The sequence below is a fragment of the Bradyrhizobium centrolobii genome, from assembly GCF_001641635.1.
In the GTDB taxonomy this organism is placed as follows: Bacteria; Pseudomonadota; Alphaproteobacteria; order Rhizobiales; family Xanthobacteraceae; genus Bradyrhizobium; species Bradyrhizobium centrolobii.
Genome location: NZ_LUUB01000054.1, coordinates 343,345 through 360,803, shown reverse-complemented (window position 1 = coordinate 360,803; position 17,459 = coordinate 343,345). Strand labels below are relative to the sequence as shown.

The 17,459-nt window shown below is 64.4% G+C and carries 17 protein-coding genes and 2 pseudogenes; 12 read left to right on the top strand and 7 right to left on the bottom strand.

Translation table 11 applies throughout. The annotated features are described in order from the left end of the window. The first annotated feature begins 31 nt into the window (after nucleotides 1-31). The gene (locus tag AYJ54_RS52400; protein WP_245329050.1) at nucleotides 32-550 is read left to right on the top strand and encodes a hypothetical protein; all 519 of its coding nucleotides are present in this window, start codon (nucleotides 32-34) and stop codon (nucleotides 548-550) included. A gap of 63 nt (nucleotides 551-613) precedes the next feature. Then, nucleotides 614-859: a hypothetical protein gene (locus tag AYJ54_RS17415; RefSeq protein WP_063700432.1), complete on the top strand. Its 246-nt coding sequence runs from the start codon at nucleotides 614-616 to the stop codon at nucleotides 857-859. 40 nt (nucleotides 860-899) lie between these two features. Here AYJ54_RS17415 and AYJ54_RS17410 read toward each other — a convergent pair whose 3' ends face one another. Then, the gene (locus AYJ54_RS17410) at nucleotides 900-2,144 is read right to left on the bottom strand and encodes a DUF763 domain-containing protein (protein ID WP_063700431.1); all 1,245 of its coding nucleotides are present in this window, start codon (nucleotides 2,142-2,144) and stop codon (nucleotides 900-902) included. 39 nt (nucleotides 2,145-2,183) lie between these two features. Here AYJ54_RS17410 and AYJ54_RS47270 point away from each other — a divergent pair. Then, nucleotides 2,184-2,535, top strand: a pseudogene (locus AYJ54_RS47270) (mechanosensitive ion channel family protein); the annotation flags it as partial. 41 nt (nucleotides 2,536-2,576) lie between these two features. On the opposite strand, the gene AYJ54_RS17400 reads toward AYJ54_RS47270, so the two are convergent. After that, nucleotides 2,577-3,383, bottom strand: a complete 807-nt coding sequence (locus tag AYJ54_RS17400; RefSeq protein ID WP_063700427.1) for an ABC transporter substrate-binding protein — start codon at nucleotides 3,381-3,383, stop codon at nucleotides 2,577-2,579. Nucleotides 3,384-3,397: 14 nt separating this feature from the next. Beyond that, a complete protein-coding gene (locus AYJ54_RS17395) occupies nucleotides 3,398-4,375 on the bottom strand; it encodes a tripartite tricarboxylate transporter substrate binding protein (protein WP_063700425.1) in 978 nt (325 codons plus the stop codon). Nucleotides 4,376-4,491: 116 nt separating this feature from the next. On the opposite strand from AYJ54_RS17395, the gene AYJ54_RS17390 reads away from it, so the two are divergent. The 8 genes and pseudogenes from AYJ54_RS17390 to AYJ54_RS17355 all read left to right on the top strand — a co-directional run bounded on the left by AYJ54_RS17390 (nucleotide 4,492) and on the right by AYJ54_RS17355 (nucleotide 11,689). Beyond that, the gene (locus AYJ54_RS17390; protein WP_063700422.1) at nucleotides 4,492-5,202 is read left to right on the top strand and encodes a TetR/AcrR family transcriptional regulator; all 711 of its coding nucleotides are present in this window, start codon (nucleotides 4,492-4,494) and stop codon (nucleotides 5,200-5,202) included. Between the two features lie 72 nt (nucleotides 5,203-5,274). Next, nucleotides 5,275-6,231: an amidohydrolase family protein gene (locus tag AYJ54_RS17385; protein WP_063700420.1), complete on the top strand. Its 957-nt coding sequence runs from the start codon at nucleotides 5,275-5,277 to the stop codon at nucleotides 6,229-6,231. Next, nucleotides 6,231-7,115 (top strand): amidohydrolase family protein, encoded by an 885-nt coding sequence (locus AYJ54_RS17380; RefSeq protein WP_063700418.1) that lies wholly within the window; start codon nucleotides 6,231-6,233, stop codon nucleotides 7,113-7,115. The genes AYJ54_RS17385 and AYJ54_RS17380 overlap by 1 nt, the downstream gene beginning before the upstream one ends. Next, nucleotides 7,112-8,411: pseudogene (gene dctA / locus AYJ54_RS17375) on the top strand (C4-dicarboxylate transporter DctA). Before AYJ54_RS17380 ends, dctA begins: the two are co-directional and overlap by 4 nt. A 66-nt stretch (nucleotides 8,412-8,477) precedes the next feature. Further along, nucleotides 8,478-9,191: a PIG-L deacetylase family protein gene (locus tag AYJ54_RS17370; protein WP_063700416.1), complete on the top strand. Its 714-nt coding sequence runs from the start codon at nucleotides 8,478-8,480 to the stop codon at nucleotides 9,189-9,191. Next, entirely contained in the window at nucleotides 9,188-9,871 is a 684-nt protein-coding gene (locus AYJ54_RS17365; protein ID WP_063700415.1) for a 4-carboxy-4-hydroxy-2-oxoadipate aldolase/oxaloacetate decarboxylase, read from the top strand. The genes AYJ54_RS17370 and AYJ54_RS17365 overlap by 4 nt, the downstream gene beginning before the upstream one ends. Before the next feature lie 28 nt (nucleotides 9,872-9,899). Beyond that, entirely contained in the window at nucleotides 9,900-10,769 is an 870-nt protein-coding gene (locus AYJ54_RS17360) for an ABC transporter substrate-binding protein (protein ID WP_063700413.1), read from the top strand. Next, on the top strand, nucleotides 10,766-11,689 hold the full coding sequence (locus tag AYJ54_RS17355) for a DUF1932 domain-containing protein (RefSeq protein ID WP_201724204.1): 924 nt from the start codon (nucleotides 10,766-10,768) through the stop codon (nucleotides 11,687-11,689). Before AYJ54_RS17360 ends, AYJ54_RS17355 begins: the two co-directional genes overlap by 4 nt. A gap of 7 nt (nucleotides 11,690-11,696) precedes the next feature. Here AYJ54_RS17355 and AYJ54_RS17350 read toward each other — a convergent pair whose 3' ends face one another. The 3 genes from AYJ54_RS17350 to AYJ54_RS17340 form a co-directional block, all read right to left on the bottom strand. Then, nucleotides 11,697-12,014 carry a hypothetical protein gene (locus AYJ54_RS17350; RefSeq protein WP_063700409.1) on the bottom strand — a complete coding sequence of 106 codons (318 nt, stop codon included), beginning with the start codon at nucleotides 12,012-12,014 and terminating at the stop codon, nucleotides 11,697-11,699. A 175-nt stretch (nucleotides 12,015-12,189) separates the two neighbouring features. Next, entirely contained in the window at nucleotides 12,190-13,395 is a 1,206-nt protein-coding gene (locus tag AYJ54_RS17345) for an amidohydrolase family protein (RefSeq protein WP_063700407.1), read from the bottom strand. Between the two features lie 71 nt (nucleotides 13,396-13,466). Further along, a complete protein-coding gene (locus tag AYJ54_RS17340) occupies nucleotides 13,467-14,726 on the bottom strand; it encodes an amidohydrolase family protein (RefSeq protein WP_063700560.1) in 1,260 nt (419 codons plus the stop codon). Between the two features lie 301 nt (nucleotides 14,727-15,027). Here AYJ54_RS17340 and AYJ54_RS17335 point away from each other — a divergent pair, with 301 nt between their 5' ends. After that, entirely contained in the window at nucleotides 15,028-15,936 is a 909-nt protein-coding gene (locus AYJ54_RS17335; protein WP_063700405.1) for an amino acid ABC transporter substrate-binding protein, read from the top strand. A 205-nt stretch (nucleotides 15,937-16,141) separates the two neighbouring features. On the opposite strand, the gene AYJ54_RS17330 is transcribed toward AYJ54_RS17335, so the two are convergent. Next, nucleotides 16,142-17,368, bottom strand: a complete 1,227-nt coding sequence (locus AYJ54_RS17330; protein WP_063700403.1) for an MFS transporter — start codon at nucleotides 17,366-17,368, stop codon at nucleotides 16,142-16,144. Nucleotides 17,369-17,459: the final 91 nt, after the last annotated feature.

Genomic DNA, 17,459 nt, shown 5'->3' with positions numbered 1-17,459 from the left:
GCTTCACGTGATTAGTCCGGAACGGTGCGCGGTGGCGGCGGTTGTCTCTGAGACCTCGCGGCGACGAAGTTCGGCACGAGTTCCCTGTCACCGCACCGCAGGTCTTCACATCTCTTCAGGAGGCAGCATCATGACCAGCAGAATGCCACCTGTTCCGCCGGACAATCAGAGCCGCAAGGGAACTGGCGGCAGCAAGCCGCCGACCGGCAAGAATCTTCGGGACAATCCGCTGATCGGCGGATCTAGGGGCGCGAATATGGCGGCCGCATCGCCTGATGACGTCGAGGATGCGCTCGGCGAGAATACCATCGAAGGCGATTTGGAGAACGGCGGCATCGACAACGATGTCGCATATAGCAGAGCCGCTCGCAGAGGTCGGAGACCGCAAATGCAAGGTAAGAAGACACACGAACAGCAGATGCGCATTCTCGAGCGAAAGCCGGATTTACCCGACGCGCGTGAGCTGGATCAGGCTTTGCGCTCCGAGGAGAACACCGTACATCGCGCCCGTGGTCCCAACGAGAAGGGTGGTCACGAACCGCGAGAATGATCAGCGGCCGAGTATGGCGCTGAATCCTCAATGTCAGAGCGATCACTGCAAGAGGAGAGATCGATGCCAGGTGGGAATGGCAGCAAGACGCACTTCAGATCCGGCATGCATGGAAAGAGCGACGGCACCGGCGCCTTCGCTGAGGTGTCCAAGGACAAGATCGGCGACAACATGATCTTGTCCAACCGCGACAAGGCCCAGCACTCGGACATCCGCGGCATGGACGGCAAGTTCATCCAGACCGAGCAGTATCAGGACCACGCGGCCAACCGGCTCGGGGATGAGGGAACGGAGACTGGTGAAAGCTGAGGAGAAGGTCGATTCCTCCCGACAAACTGCGGACCGGTGCTCAGCCGGTCCGCTTTTTTGTCGAGACGAGATCGCGCTCCCAGCCGAACACGGACCGGCCATCGAGGTCTGGAGATACTGCGCGTTCGCCTGCGATGAACGATTCCACTGAAGGTCCGCGCGCGGTCCGCTCCAGCCGCCGCGCCTGATCGTCGAGACGCTTGATCGCCTGCATCTCCTCCTCGCGCCCGAGCTTTGCGTTCTGGATCGCGCCCTTCAGCACGCGAATGGTCTCGTCATAGACCTTGATCGGCACGGAGTAGGGGTGCCGGTCCTTGCCGCCATGGGCGAGCGAGAAGCGCGCGGGATCCCTGAAGCGATAGGGCGCGCCGTGCACGACCTCGGCGACCATTGCGAGCGAGCGCACGGTGCGTGCGCCGACGCCGGGCGTCAGCAACAACTCGGGGAAATCGACCGGGCCGCGCTCGGCGGCCGCTGCGAGCGTGCCATGCAGGCGACGCGCGAACACATCCTTCGGCCGCACATCGTGATGCGCCGGCATGATCAGATGCGGCAGCATGGCCTGCGCCGGCTCGATGCCGCTGATTCGCTCGAATTCGCAGACGAGGCGGTCGGGGCCGAGGTCCGTCAGCAGCTCGAGCTGGGCGGCGCGCGAGAGTTCGGCGCGATGGTCGGTGAGATTGACGATCTCGCCCTGCTGCGGACCGTCGATCGCGCTATGCGGCGTATCGACAAAACTCTTCAGAGCCTCGGAGTGCCAGTGATAGCGACGGGCCTGGCGCTTGTCGCCATTCATGCCCTGCTGCACCACCGTCCACTTGCCGTCGGCGGTGACGAAGAAGCCGTGGAGATAGAGGTCGAACCCGTCCTGGACCGCCGCGCTGTCGACCTTCGCCACCAGGCGGCTGGCACGCGTGAGCTTCGCGCCATCGAAGCCGACGCGGTCGCCGAGCTGCAGCAGCTCGTCCGGCGTCTTGCGCGAATGCTGCCCGCGGCCGCCGCAGACATAGATGCCGAGCTCGTCCTGGAGCGGGCCGAGCCCGCGCTTCAGCGCTCCGATCACGGAGGTGGTGATGCCGGAGGAGTGCCAGTCCATCCCCATTACCGCGCCGAACGACTGGAACCAGAAGGGATGCGAGAGGCGCTGAAGAAAGGCATCGCGGCCGTAATGGTGCACGATCGTCTGCGTGACGATCGCGCCAAGCGACGCCATGCGGTTTGCAAGCCACTGGGGAACCCGCCCAGTGTGCAAGGGAAGATCGGCGCTGCCGGTACGTCGAGTCATAACCGCCTTAAGCTAGCGCAGTTCAGCGACGGTTGCACCGGGGGGATCGCGCTGCACGTCGATCACCGCGCCGATGTATCGCGTATAAGTCGCTGGCTGGAGGAGGCAGTGAAAGAATCCAAGCTTTGGGATGGCGCAGTGGTCAATCTCCAGGTGATCGATGCGGATTCGCGCACCATCGAGCTTCGCGCGCTGGTCAGTGCCAGGAACGCGCCGCAGTCCTGGGACCTGCGCTGCGAGATGAGGGAGAAGCTGGCGGCCTTCCTTCGCGACGAGGCCGGAAGCCCTGCCGCGCGAGCGCGCGATCCTGATTCCGTCAGGCGACGACGATGCCGACTTCCTGCGGCGCCCCGCCGCGTCGGAGAAGACGCGGGCAAGTGCGCACAATTGACGGAGCGGCCGATCTTGCAAGGCCGGGCCGCGGGCCAGGCGCTATTCGCGCGTGGCCTTGGTTGCGCCGCGCAAGCCGGCCTGCTGCTGGATTGCTTCCAGCGCGCCGGATGACTGCTCCTCGGTGGCGAAGCGGTTGAGCAGGGGGAGTGCGTCCTCGCGTCCCTTCGGGATCGCAATGGCCATGTGTTCCAGGCCCCAATTGCCGTCGAGGATCCGCGCGCCCGGCATCTGGTCGGACATCTCGAACAGCGTCGGCTTGTTGGTCGCATAGAGATCGATCTCGCCGCGGCCGAACATCGCGATTGCGACCTTGACGCTTTCGGCGGGAACGATGGTCGCGTTCTTGAATTTCGCCGGCAGGGTGCGCTCGGAGGTCGAGCCCTTGGTGACGCCGATCTTCACGCCGGGACGGTCGATGTCTCTCACCTCCTTGATCGGCGAGTTCGCCGGAACGAGATAGCCGAGCTCGATCGCCAGCACGGGCTGGCTAAAGCTGACCTCATTGGCGCGGGCCGGCGTAGCGTTGGTCACGGTGAAGTCGACCTGGCCGTCATGGACCGCGCTGACGATATCGGCGACGCGCTGAAACCGGATGTAGTCGACGGCAACGCCGAGCCGCTTTGCCAGCTCGGCACCAAGATCATAGCTCAGGCCGTGAGGCTTGCCGGCCGCGTCCGTCACCATCGAGGTCGGGCTGCCCGGATAGATGCCGACGCGCAACGTGCCGCTCGGCGCCAGGATTTTTGCCTCGCCATCAGCCCTCGCGGGCGCGCCGAGCAGGCCGAGAGACGTAAGCGCGAGCAGGGCGGCGCCTGCAAGGCGCCGCGAAGAAGGGACGATCGTCATGCGTCGGCTCCGCTTCACTGTGCGCGAATGTTTGCGGCCTTCACCAACGGCTCCCACTTGGTCGCCTCGGCGTGCATGTAGGCGTCAAAGTCCTTGGTGGAGGAGCCGACCGGTGCGGCGCCGATTTTGCCGAGCGTCGACAGCACGTTCGGGTCCTGCAGCGCCGCCTTCAGGTCGGCCTCGAGCTTCGCTACGATCTCCGGCGGCATCTTTGCGGGACCAAGAACGCCCCACCAAACCGAGACGTCATAGCCGGGCACACCGGATTCAGCGACGGTCGGAACGTCAGGCAGCGCCTTGGAGCGCTCGGCCGAGGTCACGGCAAGCGCGCGTACCGGGCCGCCTTCGAGTTGGCCGATGGCTTCCGCGAGCGGATTGATGCTGAGCGGTATTTCGCCGGCGATCACCGCGGTCAGCGCCGGCGCGCCGCCCTTGTAGGGGATCGCGACGATCTTCGTGCCGGACATGTATTTGAGGAGCTCGCCGGCAAGATGCGCCGAGGTGCCGTTGCCGGACATGCCGTAGGAGAGCTTATCGGGCTCCTTCTTGGCGGCGGCCAGGAGATCGCCGAGCGTCTTGTACGGGCTGTCCTTGGCCACCACGATCGCGAGCGGCGAGGACGCCACTTCGGTGATCGCCGTAAAATCCTTGAACGTGTCGTAGGGCACGCTCGGATAGATGAACTGGTTGAGCGGATGACCGCTCGCGACCAGGATCAGCGTATATCCGTCGGGCGCGGCCTGCGTCAGCGCGTGCGAGGCGACGATGCCGCCGGCGCCCGGACGGTTGTCGACCACGGGCTGCTGGCCCCAGGTCTTCGCCAAGGCCTGGCCGAGCGTGCGCGCGAGCACGTCGACCGCGCCGCCGGCCGCGTAGGGCACGAGGATGTGGACCGGCTTGCTCGGATAGTTGTCGGCCTGGGCGCTGACACTTCCCAGCAGCAGGCCGGCACCGAGCAGCAAACCGCCGATCTTCTTGTTCAAACCCAGCATTTCCCAGCACTCCTTAAGGGCGTTCGCGTTCCTGCGGCGGTCTTTTCGAGCCGCCCGGACGTTGCCCATGGTTTTTGTTGACGAGACCTGATCTTTTGTACGATAGTACAAATCACATGGTACGCAAGCCCACCAGCAAGGAAACGGCCCGCAAGCCGAACATGCGCGAGGCGATCCTCGCGGCGGCCGAGGAGCTGTTCGCCACCAACGGCTTCAACGCCGTGTCGGTGCGCGACATCGCGCAGGCCGCCGGCGCCAATCCCGGCAGCGTGACCTATCATTTCAAGACCAAGGACGGCCTGCTGCTGGAGATCTACCGGCGTCATTGCGGACCGATGAACCTGCGCCGATCCGAGCTTCTCGCGGCCGCCAAGCGCGTGCGCGATCTCCAGGACCGGCTGGAAGCGATCGTGCGGGCCTATGTGGTGCCCGCCTTCACCTCGGGCAGCGATCTCGCCGGCGGCGGCGCGCGCTTTACGCGCTTGCGCGCCGTGATGTCGGCCGAGGGTAACGAGGTCGCGCGGCGGATCATCGCGCAGACCTTCGACGACACCAGCCACGCCTTCATCGACGCCATCCACGAGAGCCTGCCGCACATTCCGCGCACCGAGATCGTCTGGCGCAGCCACTTCCTGCTCGGCGCACTCTATTATTCGCTGGTGACGCCGGAACGCGTCGCGCGCCTGTCGCGCGGCGAGGCCGACGGCAGCGATGCCGCCAGTGCCATCGAGCAATTGGTGCAGGCCACCGTCGCCGCGTTCCAGGCGCCGGCGCTCGATCAGACCGCGCCGGCACGACGGCGCGCTGTTGCAAGCAGCAAGACTTGAAAGAAACCGTCGAGGGGAGACGCGGGTCGCGTTTCCGCTCGCAAGCGGACGATTTGACTGGGTATTGAGGAAATGAACAGGCGGGAATGCTTGCAACTGCTGACCGGGATCGCCGGCGCCGCGTGGGCGGGTGAGGCGCACGCGCAAGGCGCCGAGAAGGTGATCCCGACGATTACCCCGCCCGATCCGAATCCCAGGATACCTTCCTTCAAGCTGCCGCCGAAATCCTGCGACACCCACACCCATATCTTCGGACCCGCGGCCCGCTATCCCTTCGCGGCGAACCGGCCCTACAACACGGCGGACGCGCCGCTGGAAGCATTCCGCAGCGTTCACGAGAAGATCGGCGTCGAGCGCTGCGTGATCGTCAATGCGACCGTGCACGGCACCGACAATCGCGTCGTCACCGACGCGATTGCGCAGAGCGAAGGCGCCTATAAGGGTATCGCCAACGTCAATGACGAGATGTCCGACAAGGAGCTCGCGGCGCTGGACAGGGGCGGCATCTGCGGCTGCCGCTTTGCGTTCCTGAAGCGCCTCGGCGGTGTCGGCGACATAACCAAGTTCCAGCGCATCGTGCATCGCATCGCCGAACTCGGCTGGCACGTCGACGTCTATTTCGAGCCGGGCACGATCGCCGAATTCGCGCCCATCCTGACCGCGCTGCCGACGCGCTATGTGATCGATCACATGGGGACGGTCCAGGCCGGGAAGGGGCTCGACGATTCCGGCTTCACCGCATCGCTCGACCTTCAGAAGAAGGACGAGAAGTGCTGGGTCAAGATCACCGGCCTCGAGCGTGCCTCCAGCGCGGGCAGGCCATTCCACGACGCGGTGCCGTTCGCCAAGGCGCTGATCGACAACGCGCCTGACCGCGTGCTGTGGGGCACCGACTGGCCGCATCCCAACGTCAAGATCATGCCGAATGACGGCGAGATCGTCGACCTGATCCCCCTGTATGCGCCCGATGCGAAGGTCCGGCAGAAGCTGCTGGTCGACAATCCGGCGCGGCTGTTCAAGTTCACCTGATGACGATGATGTACACGCCGACCATTCCGCCGCCCGATCCGAACACGCGCACGCCAAAATTCAAGCTGCCGAAGCTGTCCTGCGACGCGCATTGCCACATCTTCGGGCCCGGGGCGAAATACCCGTACGCACCGGATCGCTCCTATACGCCGCCCGACGCGCCGCTGGAGGATTTTCGCGCGCTGCATGCCAAGCTTGGGGTGGAGCGCGCCGTCATCGTCAATGCCAGCGTGCACGGCACCGACAACACCGTCGCGCTTGATGCCATTGCGCAAAGCAACGGCGCCTACCGCGCGGTTGCCAACATCGACGACACCATCACCGAACGGGACTTGCGCGAGCTGCACGAGGGCGGCTTCCGCGGTTGTCGCTTCAATTTCGTGCGCCATCTCGGCGGCGTTCCCGACAAGCGCGTCTTCGACCGCGTCATCGCCATGGTTGCGCCGCTCGGCTGGCACATCGACCTGCATTTTGATGCGATCGATCTGCCCGAATATGCCGACATGCTGGCGAAGCTGCCGCTGAGCTACACCATCGACCACATGGGCCGCGTGAAGGCCGCCGACGGGCTCGATCAGCTTCCGTTCAAGATCCTGACCGAGCTGATGCAGCGTGACGAGAAGTGCTGGGTCAAGATCTGCGGCTCCGAGCGAGTCTCTTCGGCCGGTCCGCCCTTTACCGATGCAGTGCCGTTTGCGCGCAAGATCGTCGAGACGGCAGTGGATCGCGTCATCTGGGGCACCGACTGGCCGCATCCAAACGTCAAGGTGATGCCGAACGACGGCGACCTCGTCGACCTGATCCCGCTGTTCGCGCCGGAAGCCGAATTCCAGCAAAAAATCCTCGTCAGCAATCCGGCACGCCTGTTCGGGTTCGACGAATGACGGCGCTCGCGATCGACAAACCGCGCGCGCGCCTGGTGGAAGGAGCTCTGGATCCAGGTGCTCATCGCCATGGCGGCCGGCATCGCGCTTGGGATCGTCAATCCCGAGGCGGGCGCCAAGATGCAGCCGCTCGGCGACGCCTTCATCAAGGCGATCCGGATGCTGATCGCGCCGATCATCTTCTGTACCGTCGTGCACGGCATCGCCCATATGGCCGACATGGCGCGTGTCGGGCGCGTCGCCATCAAGGCGATCGTCTATTTCGAGATCATGACCACGATCGCGCTGGTGATCGGCCTCATTGCCGTCAACCTGCTCAGGCCCGGCGTCGGCATGAACATCGATCCCGCGACCATCAATGCCGGCGCGATCGAGCCTTACGTCAGGCAGACCGGCGCCATCGGCTTCGTGCCGTTCCTGATGAACATCGTGCCCGCAACCTTCATCGGCGCGTTCGCCGAGGGCAATATTCTCCAGGTCCTGTTCACCTCGGTCCTCTGCGGCTTTGCGCTGGTGCAGCTCGGCGAGCGCGCGGCGCCGCTGGTCAATCTGATCGACATCGCCGCCAGGATGGTGTTTGCCGTCGTCGGCTTCGTGATGTGGGCGGCGCCGATCGGCGCGTTCGGTGCCATCGCGTTCACGGTCGGCAAGTTCGGCGTCGGCTCGCTCGCGTCCCTCGGCAAGCTCCTGGGCGGCTTCTATCTCACCTGCGTGGTCTTCATCATCGTGGCGCTCGGCCCGGTGGCGCGGCTCTGCGGCTTCTCGCTGCTCAAGCTGATCCGCTATATCTGGGAGGAGCTGTTGATCTGCATTGCCACGACATCGTCGGAGACGGTGTTGCCGCGGATGCTGACCAAGCTGGAGAAGGCCGGCTGCGAACGCAGCGTGGTCGGGCTGGTGATCCCGACCGGCTATTCCTTCAATCTCGACGGCACCTGCCTTTATCTCGCTGCCGCCTCGGTGTTCCTGGCGCAGGCGACCAACACGCCGCTTGGCCTTGCCGAGCAGATCGAGCTGCTGCTGATCCTGCTCGTGACCTCCAAGGGCGCGGCGGGAATCGCGGGCGCGGCCTTCGTCGTGCTGGCGGCGACGCTGTCAGCGACTGGCACCATTCCAGTTGCGAGCGTTGCGCTGGTGCTCGGTATCCATCGCCTGATGTCGCAGGGGCTGACGCCGACCAACCTGATCGGGAACGCGGTTGCGACCATCGCGATTGCCAAATGGGAGGGCGCGCTCGACGGCGAGCGCTTGAGGCGTGCGCTCGACGAAGAGGAACCCGCGGAAGCAGCCGTCTGACGAACGTGCTGCTTGCATGACGCAAGCAGCCTATGATGCTTACGAAGAAAGAGGGGAGTTTGTCCCATGAAAACAGGTCTCGTGATCACCGCCCATCCGGGCGATTTCGTCTGGCGTGCCGGTGGCGCCATCGCGCTGCATGCGAAGAAGGGTTTTCGCATGAAGATCGTGTGCATGTCCTTCGGCGAGCGCGGCGAGAGCCAGTTCGCCTGGAAGGAGACGGGCGCGACGCTGGAATCGGTCAAGGCCGGCCGCAAGGACGAGGCGGAGCGGGCGGCAAAACTGCTCGGCGCCGAGATCGAGTTCTTCGACTGCGGCGACTATCCGCTGAAACTCACAGAGGCGCATTTCGACCGCATGGTCGACATCTACCGCGAGCTCAATCCGAGCTTCGTGCTGACGCACGCGCTGGAAGACCCCTATAATTTCGACCATCCGAACGCGGCGCATTTCGCGCAGGAGACTCGTGTCGTGGCGCAGGCCATGGGCCACAAGCCCGGTGCGCAGTACAAATATTCCGCGCCGCCGGTGTTCCTGTTCGAGCCGCACCAGCCGGAGATGTGCAATTTCAAGCCGAACCTGATCCTCAAGATCGACGAGGTCTGGAAGGAGAAGTACGAGGCGTTCCAGATACTCGCCGCGCAAAAGCATCTCTGGGGTTATTACGAGCGCGTCGCACTCAACCGCGGCATCCAGGGCAGCCGCAACACCGGCGTGCCGATGACCTATGGCGAGGCCTATCAGCGCCTGTTCCCGACGGTCGAGGAGGTCCTGGCATGAAGCCGGTCGTCGTTCGCAACATCAAGCGCGCCGATCCCGCCGGGATGGCGGAATATGGCGTCTCCACCGTGCACGAAGCTTTCGGCCGCATCGGCCTGATGAAGCCTTATCTGCGGCCGGTCTTGCCGGGCGCGGCGATTGCGGGTCCCGCCGTCACCGTACTGGCGCAGCCCGGCGACAACTGGATGATCCATGTCGCCGTCGAGCAGTGCAAAAAGGGCGACATTCTCGTCGTCGGCTGCACCACCGATAACACCGACGGCATGTTCGGCGAGTTGCTCGCGACCTCGCTCCAGGCGCGCGGCGTGCAGGGATTGATCATCGACGCCGGCTGCCGCGATGTCAAAGCGCTGCACGAGATGAAGTTCCCGGTGTGGTCGCGCGCGGTCTCGGCCAAGGGCACGGTGAAAGCGACGCTCGGCTCGGTCAACGTCCCCGTGGTTTGCGCCGGCGTCAATGTCGATCCCGGCGATATCATCGTGGCGGATGACGACGGCGTGGTGGTGGTGCCGAAGCGCTACGCCGCTGAGGTCGCCGAGAAGGCGAAGAAGCGCAATGCGGACGAGGGCGGCAAGCGCAAGCGGCTTGCCTCGGGCGAACTCGGTCTCGACATGTACAATATGCGCGAGGCGCTGGCGAAAGCCGGGCTCGTCTATGTCGATAGTCCTGAGGACGTCTAAAGCTACGAAAGAGAAGCGGAGCGGGCGGATGGATCGTCTCAAGCTGCGGGCTGTGCTTGGCAGTCACCCCCATGTCCAGGCCGTGAAGAGCGGCGAGCTCCGCTCCGACCGCTTCGATCTCGACTTCATCGAGTACACGCCGACTAACACGGCGTTCAAGCCGATGGTGCGCGAGCAGGCCTTCGACGTCTGCGAGATGGCGATCGTCACCTACCTGATGGCGAAGGCGCACGGCAAGCCGGTGGTGCTGCTGCCGGCGACCATGCTCGGCCGCTTCCAGCATGCCTACGCGCTGTACAATCCGGAGCGCGGAACGCTTGGGCCTTCCGATCTCGAAGGCAAGCGCGTCGGCATCCGCTCGTTCACGACGACGACGGGCGCCTGGATCAGGGGCATTCTTGCCAACGACTATGGCGTGAAACTTGACAACATTCGCTGGGTGACGTTCGAGGATCCGCATGTCGCCGAATATGTCGATACGACCGAGCGCGCGCCGAAGGACAAGAAGATCCTGCAGATGCTGCTTGACGGTGAGCTCGACGCCGTTCTCGGTGAGACCTCGAACGATGCGCGCCTGAAGCCGCTGTTCCCCAATCCGGCCGCGGAGGCGGCGAAATGGTACGCGCGCCGCGGCGTCGTTCCCGTCAATCATCTCGTGGTCGTGACCGAGCAACTCGCGATAGCTCATCCCGACGTGGTCGCCGGCGTCTATGATCTTCTCAAGCGGAACAAGGAGCGGGCAGGACCCGCGGCGACACCCGACCTTGTCCCGTTCGGGGTCGAGGCCAATCGCAAGCCGCTGGAGCTGATCATCGACTACGCATTCCAGCAGGCGCTGATCCCGCGCCGTTTCACCGTCGACGAGCTCTTTGACGAGACCACCAAGAGGCTGAGCTGATGTCGGATCCGAGGCGATGGCAGATAGGGCTGGTCGGCTACGGCGAGGTCGGCAGGATTTTGGCCGAGGACCTGCGCCAGCAGGACATCAAGGTCGCAGCTTATGACATCAAGCTCGGAGGCGAACAGGGCGCGCCGCTGAAGGACCACGCGGCTAAATTCGGCGTGGCGCTCGCAGGCTCCCATGCCGAGCTGACTGCGAAATCGGACTTCATCGTTTCGGCCGTCACCGCAAGCCAGGCCGTGCCGGTCGCCAAGGCCTGCGCGGCCGCGGTCAACCAGGGCACCTGGTTCCTCGATTTCAACTCGGCCTCGCCCGGCGCCAAGCAGCGCGCCGCCGCGCCGATCGACGCTGCCGGCGGGCGCTATGTCGAGGGCGCGGTGATGACTTCGGTGCCGCCTTATCGGATCAAGGTGCCGCTTCTGCTCGGCGGTCCCGGCGCGAAGGAGCTCGAGCCGCTCCTGAATGCGATCGGCTTCGCAGCCAAGGTCGCCAGCGACAAGTTGGGCGTATCTTCGGCGGTGAAGATGTGCCGCAGCATCATGATCAAGGGCCTGGAGGCCATGGTCATCGAAAGCTTCACCACCGCGCGCGCCTATGGCGTGGAGGATGCGGTGTTCGCTTCGCTCGCCGAGACCTTTCCCGGCATCAACTGGGAGAAGCAGGGTGCCTATTTCTTCCAGCGCGTGATCGAGCACGGCCGCCGCCGTGCCGAGGAGGTGCGGGAGGTCGCGGAGACCGTGCGCGAGGCGGGGCTGACGCCGTGGTCGGCGCAAGGCACCGCCGAGCGCCAGGCCTGGGTCGCCGATCTCGCCGACGACGGCCTGTTCGGCAGGAAGGGAACGAAGGAATTCGCCCGCAGCGCCGATTGGCGTACCGAGGCGGACCGCATCCTGGCGAAAATCAATCGAAAGACGTGACGCGCCTTCAGCTCAGCACCTCGCTGCCGCGATAGCTCGTGACCTCGTCGCGGGCGAGTTCGATCAGGTCGATCAGGTTCCTGGACTTGCGCACGAGTTGCTCCGTGTCGGGCTCGGTGCGGAATTCGGCCAAAACCGCGCGGACGCACTTGTCGGCTGCGTCCAGCGTCCAGAGTGCGCGCGTCATGTCGTCCTGCGTGTGGATCGCGGAAATGTCGAGGCCCGACAGCACATGCCCGATGCCGTCGAGCCGTTTCACGGCCGCATCGACCGGAGTCATCGTCCGGATGGAATCATAGTCGATGCTGCTGAATGCGCTGAACATGTCGATGCTTCCTCGTTGAATGCAGACGTCAGTGCAGGCCCAAGTATGATCCGCGCCGCCGGACTTGCAACGCGCAGTTCTATCGGGATTCGGCGAGAGTCTACGGTCCGGGAAACTACCGGGAGTGGTACTCTGTGGAAGATCAACGGTACGATGCGGCCGTCCGGCCTGACCGTCACCTGCGTCTCCCGACAATCTTACCGTTTGATGCGACGAGCTTACCCTCCTTGTAGACGGAGCGCGCCTGCGGCGGCCCGACGACCGCCTCGGGCACATGTTCCGCATTCAGCGTTACGAAATCGGCCTTGGCGCCGACTCGCAGGCCGTAATCCTCGAGCCGAAGCGCCTTCGCGCCGGCCTGGGTGACGAGATCGAATGCGACGCGCAGTTCTTCGTCGACGTTGAAGCCCGAGCGATATCCGATGGTCGTTGCACGACGCAGCATGTCGCCATCGCCGTAAGGCCACCAGGAGTCGCGAATGTTGTCGTTGCCGCTGAAGACGGTCACGCCGGCATTGCGCAAGGCAAGGATCGGCGGGAAGGGACGTGCGCCCGGCGCGTTCGTCATGATGGCGACGCCGGAGCGCGCAAGGGTATCTGCGACACCTTTGAGATGGTCCGGCGTGATGTCGCCGAGCCCGTAAGCGTGGCTGATCGCGACATGGCCTTCCATGCCGAGCGCCCGCGTGCGCGCCGCGATCTGCTCGATCTCGAAGGCGCCCAGCGTGCCGCTGTCGTGCAGGTGAATGTCGACATCGACACCGTGCTTGCCGGCCACGCCGAACACCACATCGAGATGCTTCTCGACGTCGCGATCAAAGCTCGCGGGATCGAGCCCGCCGACGACATTCGCACCGAACCTGATGGCGTCGTCCAGCAATTGCGGCGTGCCCGGGCTCGCCAGAATGCCGCTCTGCGGAAAGGCGACGAGCTGGATGTCGATCAGCCCTCTGTATTCCTCGCGCACCCGCAAGATCGTCTCGAGCGACTTTAGGCCGACCGAGCCGTCGACCATGACATGGCTGCGCATCTGCGTGGAGCCGTGTCCGATGCAGAGGTCGAGCTGATTGCGTGCCCGAACATCCATTGGAGCTGCTTCCGCCATGTTCTGGGCCTGAAAGGCCACGCGCTCGCGCACGTCGAAGCCATGGGTGCATGGCTTGTGCGGCCGCCAGGCGTCGCCATAGAAGCTGGTGTCGAGATGGATATGACCCTCGACAAAGCCGGGGACGACGAGGGCATTGTTGAGGTCGACCGTCTCGGTCGCGGCTGGAGGTTCGTCAGTGGTGGTAATCGCGGCGATACGGCCGTCCTTGACGGCGATGTGATGTCGGGAGCCGCCGTCGAAGTGGGCATTCAGGAACATCGTATCGAAGGCCATCCTGTTCGTCCTCCGTTTGTCGTGAGTGCAATAGTCGCGCAGCCCTGGCCGCCACGCAATACGCGCGCAGATCAGGCGCGTGGAGCGCTGGGCCCAGAGGGACCAAACAGGACCGGCCTCTGCCGCTCGAACGTCTGGCGACCGTTCTTGAAGCCCATCACGATGTCCGGGAGCTCGGCGATGGCGAAGCGGCTGTCCTGCGTATCGAGCACGATGAGGTCGGCGGGATTACCGACCTTGATGCCGTAGTCGGTGAGATTCATCAGCCGCGCGGGCAGCTCGGTGACGAGATCGAGGCAGGTGTCGAAGTCGGCGACGGAGGCATGCGCGACATTGGCGTAGAAATTCGCCATCCGCAGCAACGAGGCATCGCCGAATGGCGTGAACGGGTTGAGCACGTTGTTGGTGGCGACCGAGCATACGACGCCATCGCCTGCGAGCTTGTGGGCGAGCGTCAGCCCGCGCGGCGCGTTGTGCGTGGCCTCGCGCCCCATCAGATAGAGATCGGTGGCGGGCAGCACAGTGACGGCGACGCCGGCTTTCGCCAATTGTGCGATGGCCGCCTTCAGGCGCTCGGGCGGCAGCGCGGAGAGTTTTGTCGCATGGCCGATCGCCACGCGCCCTTGATAGTTGTGGCGCTCGGTCTGCCGGCAGACCTCGTCGAGGTGCCACCAGGATGGATCGAGATCGAAGTCGAGATGAAGATCGACATCGACGTTGAATTCCCGCGCGAGATCAAAAATGCGTTCGAGATGCGCGTTCGGGTCGGTGTCAGTATAGGGGCAGCCGCCGATCACCTCGCCGCCGTCGCGCAGCGCCTGGACCAGGAGCTCCTCGGCGCCGGGATCGTTGGTCAGGCCCTCCTGCGGAAAGACGCAGAGCGAGAGGTCGAGCGCCCAGGCATAGTCGCGCTTGAGCGCCTTCACCGCCTCGAAACTCCGCAAACCGATGCGCGGATCGATCTCGACATGGGTGCGCATGCGCGTCGTGCCCTGCACGATGGCGCGCTCGATCACCTTGGCGCCGCGCGCATAGACGTCCTTGACAGTGAAGTCGCGCTTCATCGCCGATACGGCACGGATGGCATCGCCGAGACTGCCGTGATTGTGCCCGCAGCGGCCGAGCAGGCAGGCCTTGTCGAGATGGATATGGGTGTCGACGAAGCCGGGTAGGGCGAGCTGGCCGTAGGCATAGATCTCGGCGGCCTCGCAAGCGAGCTTAGGTTCAATGGCGGCGATTCTGCCGCCCTTCACGCCGATATCGACGGGTGTGGCGGCTCCGCGCAACAACACGTTCCGAATGATCAGGTCAAAGGCGGTCTGCGCAGTCATGGCCATGGCTTTCGTGGGCCAACTTATAGCAAGTTGCCCACGTGCGGCAGCTCCAGTTTGGCAGCAGCGGAGCCGGGGATATGGTCAAAATGTGTGCATGCATTTCCGGACCTCGCGCCGCAGCACGGGGTGGAGCAAGGGCCGCTCGCGTCGGCGGAGACCAACCGCCGTCACGATGTATAAAAAGTCGCGATAGCTGATAGGCGCAGGCTGGTCTGGCAGCCCGTCTGCGGCTGCGGTATCAACTTGATGGCGGCGCCCGGCATGAAGGCGCAGGCAATGACCCCCTTGAGGACCCCCGATGCGCTTACCTACCGTTGTTCTAGCCCTGACTTGTCTTGCGAGCGCCGCCTCGGCCGAAGATCTCTCAGGTACGCTCCAGAAGGTCAAGGAAACGAAGAAGATCACGCTCGGCTATCAGGAGGCCTCCGTTCCCTTCAGCTATCTCGATGGCAACCAGAAGCCGGTCGGCTTTGCCATGGATATTTGTCTCAAGATCGTAGATGCCGTGAAGAAGCAGCTCGGCACGCCCGATATCGCCGTGGACTACATTGCGGTGACGTCGTCGAACCGCATTCCGCTGATGGTCAACGGCACGCTCGATCTGCACTGCTCGGCGACCACCAACAATGCCGATCGCCAGAAGCAGGTCGCCTTCACCAACACGCATTTCCTGAGCGCAACGCGCTTCGCCGCCAAGAAAGCTGCAAAGATCAACACCATCGACGATCTCAAGGGCAAGGCGGTCACGGCGGTGGCGGGATCGGTCAATCTGACGCAGCTCGCCAAAGTCAACACCGAGCGCAATCTCGGCATCAACATCCTGCCGGCCAAGGACCAGGCCGAGGCCTTCCTGATGCTGGAGACTGACCGCGCCCAGGCCTACGCGCTCGACGACGTGCAGCTCGCGGTCGCGATCGCGCGGTCGAAGGAGCCGGCGCTGTTCATGATCAGCGAAGAGACCTTTTCGAAGCCCGAGCCCTACGGGATCATGCTGCGAAGGGAGGATGCGCCGTTCAAGGCGCTCGCCGACCGCGCGACCACGGAGCTCTACCAGAGCCCGGAGATCGAGGTGCTCTACAAGAAGTGGCTGCAATCGCCGACGCCGCCGAACGGCCTCAACTACAACGTCCAGATGTCTCCGGCCTTGCGCAACGCCTTCAAGCAGCCGAGCTCGAGCTTCGATCCGGACGTGTACGTGGTGAATTGAGGCGAGGGCGCTAAGGTACTGGTTGAATCGGTGGGGGCCGAGGAGTGCGCTTCACCTCTCCCGTAGGGAGAGGTCGGATCGCATCGATAGAGGCGATCCGGGTGAGGGGTTACGGTCTCACTGATCGCTGCGGCCCCTCACCCGGATTGCTTCGCAATCCGACCTCTCCCCGATGGGGAGAGGTGAACACGCGATTTCGTCTCCGCTATCGCGTCCGCGGCGTGTCGAGCAACTGGCCCGCCAGCGCCGCTCCAATCGCCGCAATCGCGGCCATCGCCAGCGCCCAGGCGACGAAGAGCCGATGGCCGATCAGTGCGCCGCTCACGAGCGGCGCGCTGATGTTTGCGCCTGACATCAAGGATTGATTGAGGCCCATGATCATGCCCTGGCGGTTGATCGCGGTGCTGCGCGACAGCTCCGCCGTCAGCGTGCTGCGGGCGAACATGGCGCCGACGATGATCAGCGTCAGGTAGATGGCGAGCAGGCTGATATTGTTGCCGGCCCCAAGGCCAGCAAATCCGAGACCCATGCAGGCGAACGCCGCCACTACGATGCTGCGGTCGGAGGCGATCAGGTTCGAGCGCGTGATCAGAAAGCCCTGGACCACCATGTTGATGAAGCCGGCATAGGCGAACATCCAGCCGAGCTCGCGCGCGCCGAAGGGGTGTCCGTCCCAGGAGAACCGCGCCGACAGGAACAGGCCGATCTGCGACAGGAACATCGAGTTGACGAAGAAGAACACGATGAGCAGGCCGAGCAGGCGCCAGGCGTAACGCATGCCGAGCATCGAGCGGGTCAGCGTCGGCTCGGGCACGCGGTGCTGGTAGAGCGGCTCGGAGGCCGGATCATCCGGCGGGAGCAGGGCGATTGTCGCGAGGATGCTGATCAATGAGAGCGCGGCCGCGGCCCACACCGGCGCAGTTTCGCCGTAGTGGACAAGGAGGCTCGACAGCGCGGGGCCGACCAGCAATCCCGTTCCGATTGCGCCGCTCGTCATGCCGAGCGCCTGCTTGCGCGTCGCCGGCGCGCTGTGCTCGGCGGCATAGGCGTGAGCGACCGAGATATTGCCGGACGTGAGGCCGTCGATGATGCGCGCCAGGAACACCAGCGTCAGGTTGCCCGCGAGCGCGAGCAGCACGAATCCGACGAAGGTCCCGATCTGGCTCACGACCAGCACCTTCCTGCGGCCATAGCGGTCCGAGAGCATGCCGACCACGGGGCCGGCGATGAGCTGGCAGACGGCATAGACCGAGATCAGCGCGCCGACCAGGAATGGCGTGGCGCCGAGCCGCTGCGAATAGAACGGCAGGAGCGGCAGGATGATTCCCATCCCCGTGGCATCCACGGCCACGACGACGAAGGTCGGGATCAGCGTCAGCGCGCTTTCGCCCGCAATCAGTTCCCGTGCCTCTGTCGCGGTACCCGGTCCCATATCGTGCTGTCTCGTTCGCTTTCTCGTGATCGTCCGACCTATGTCGGACTATATAGTTGCAAGCTAATAGTTCGTGTCCTATCTAATTTTG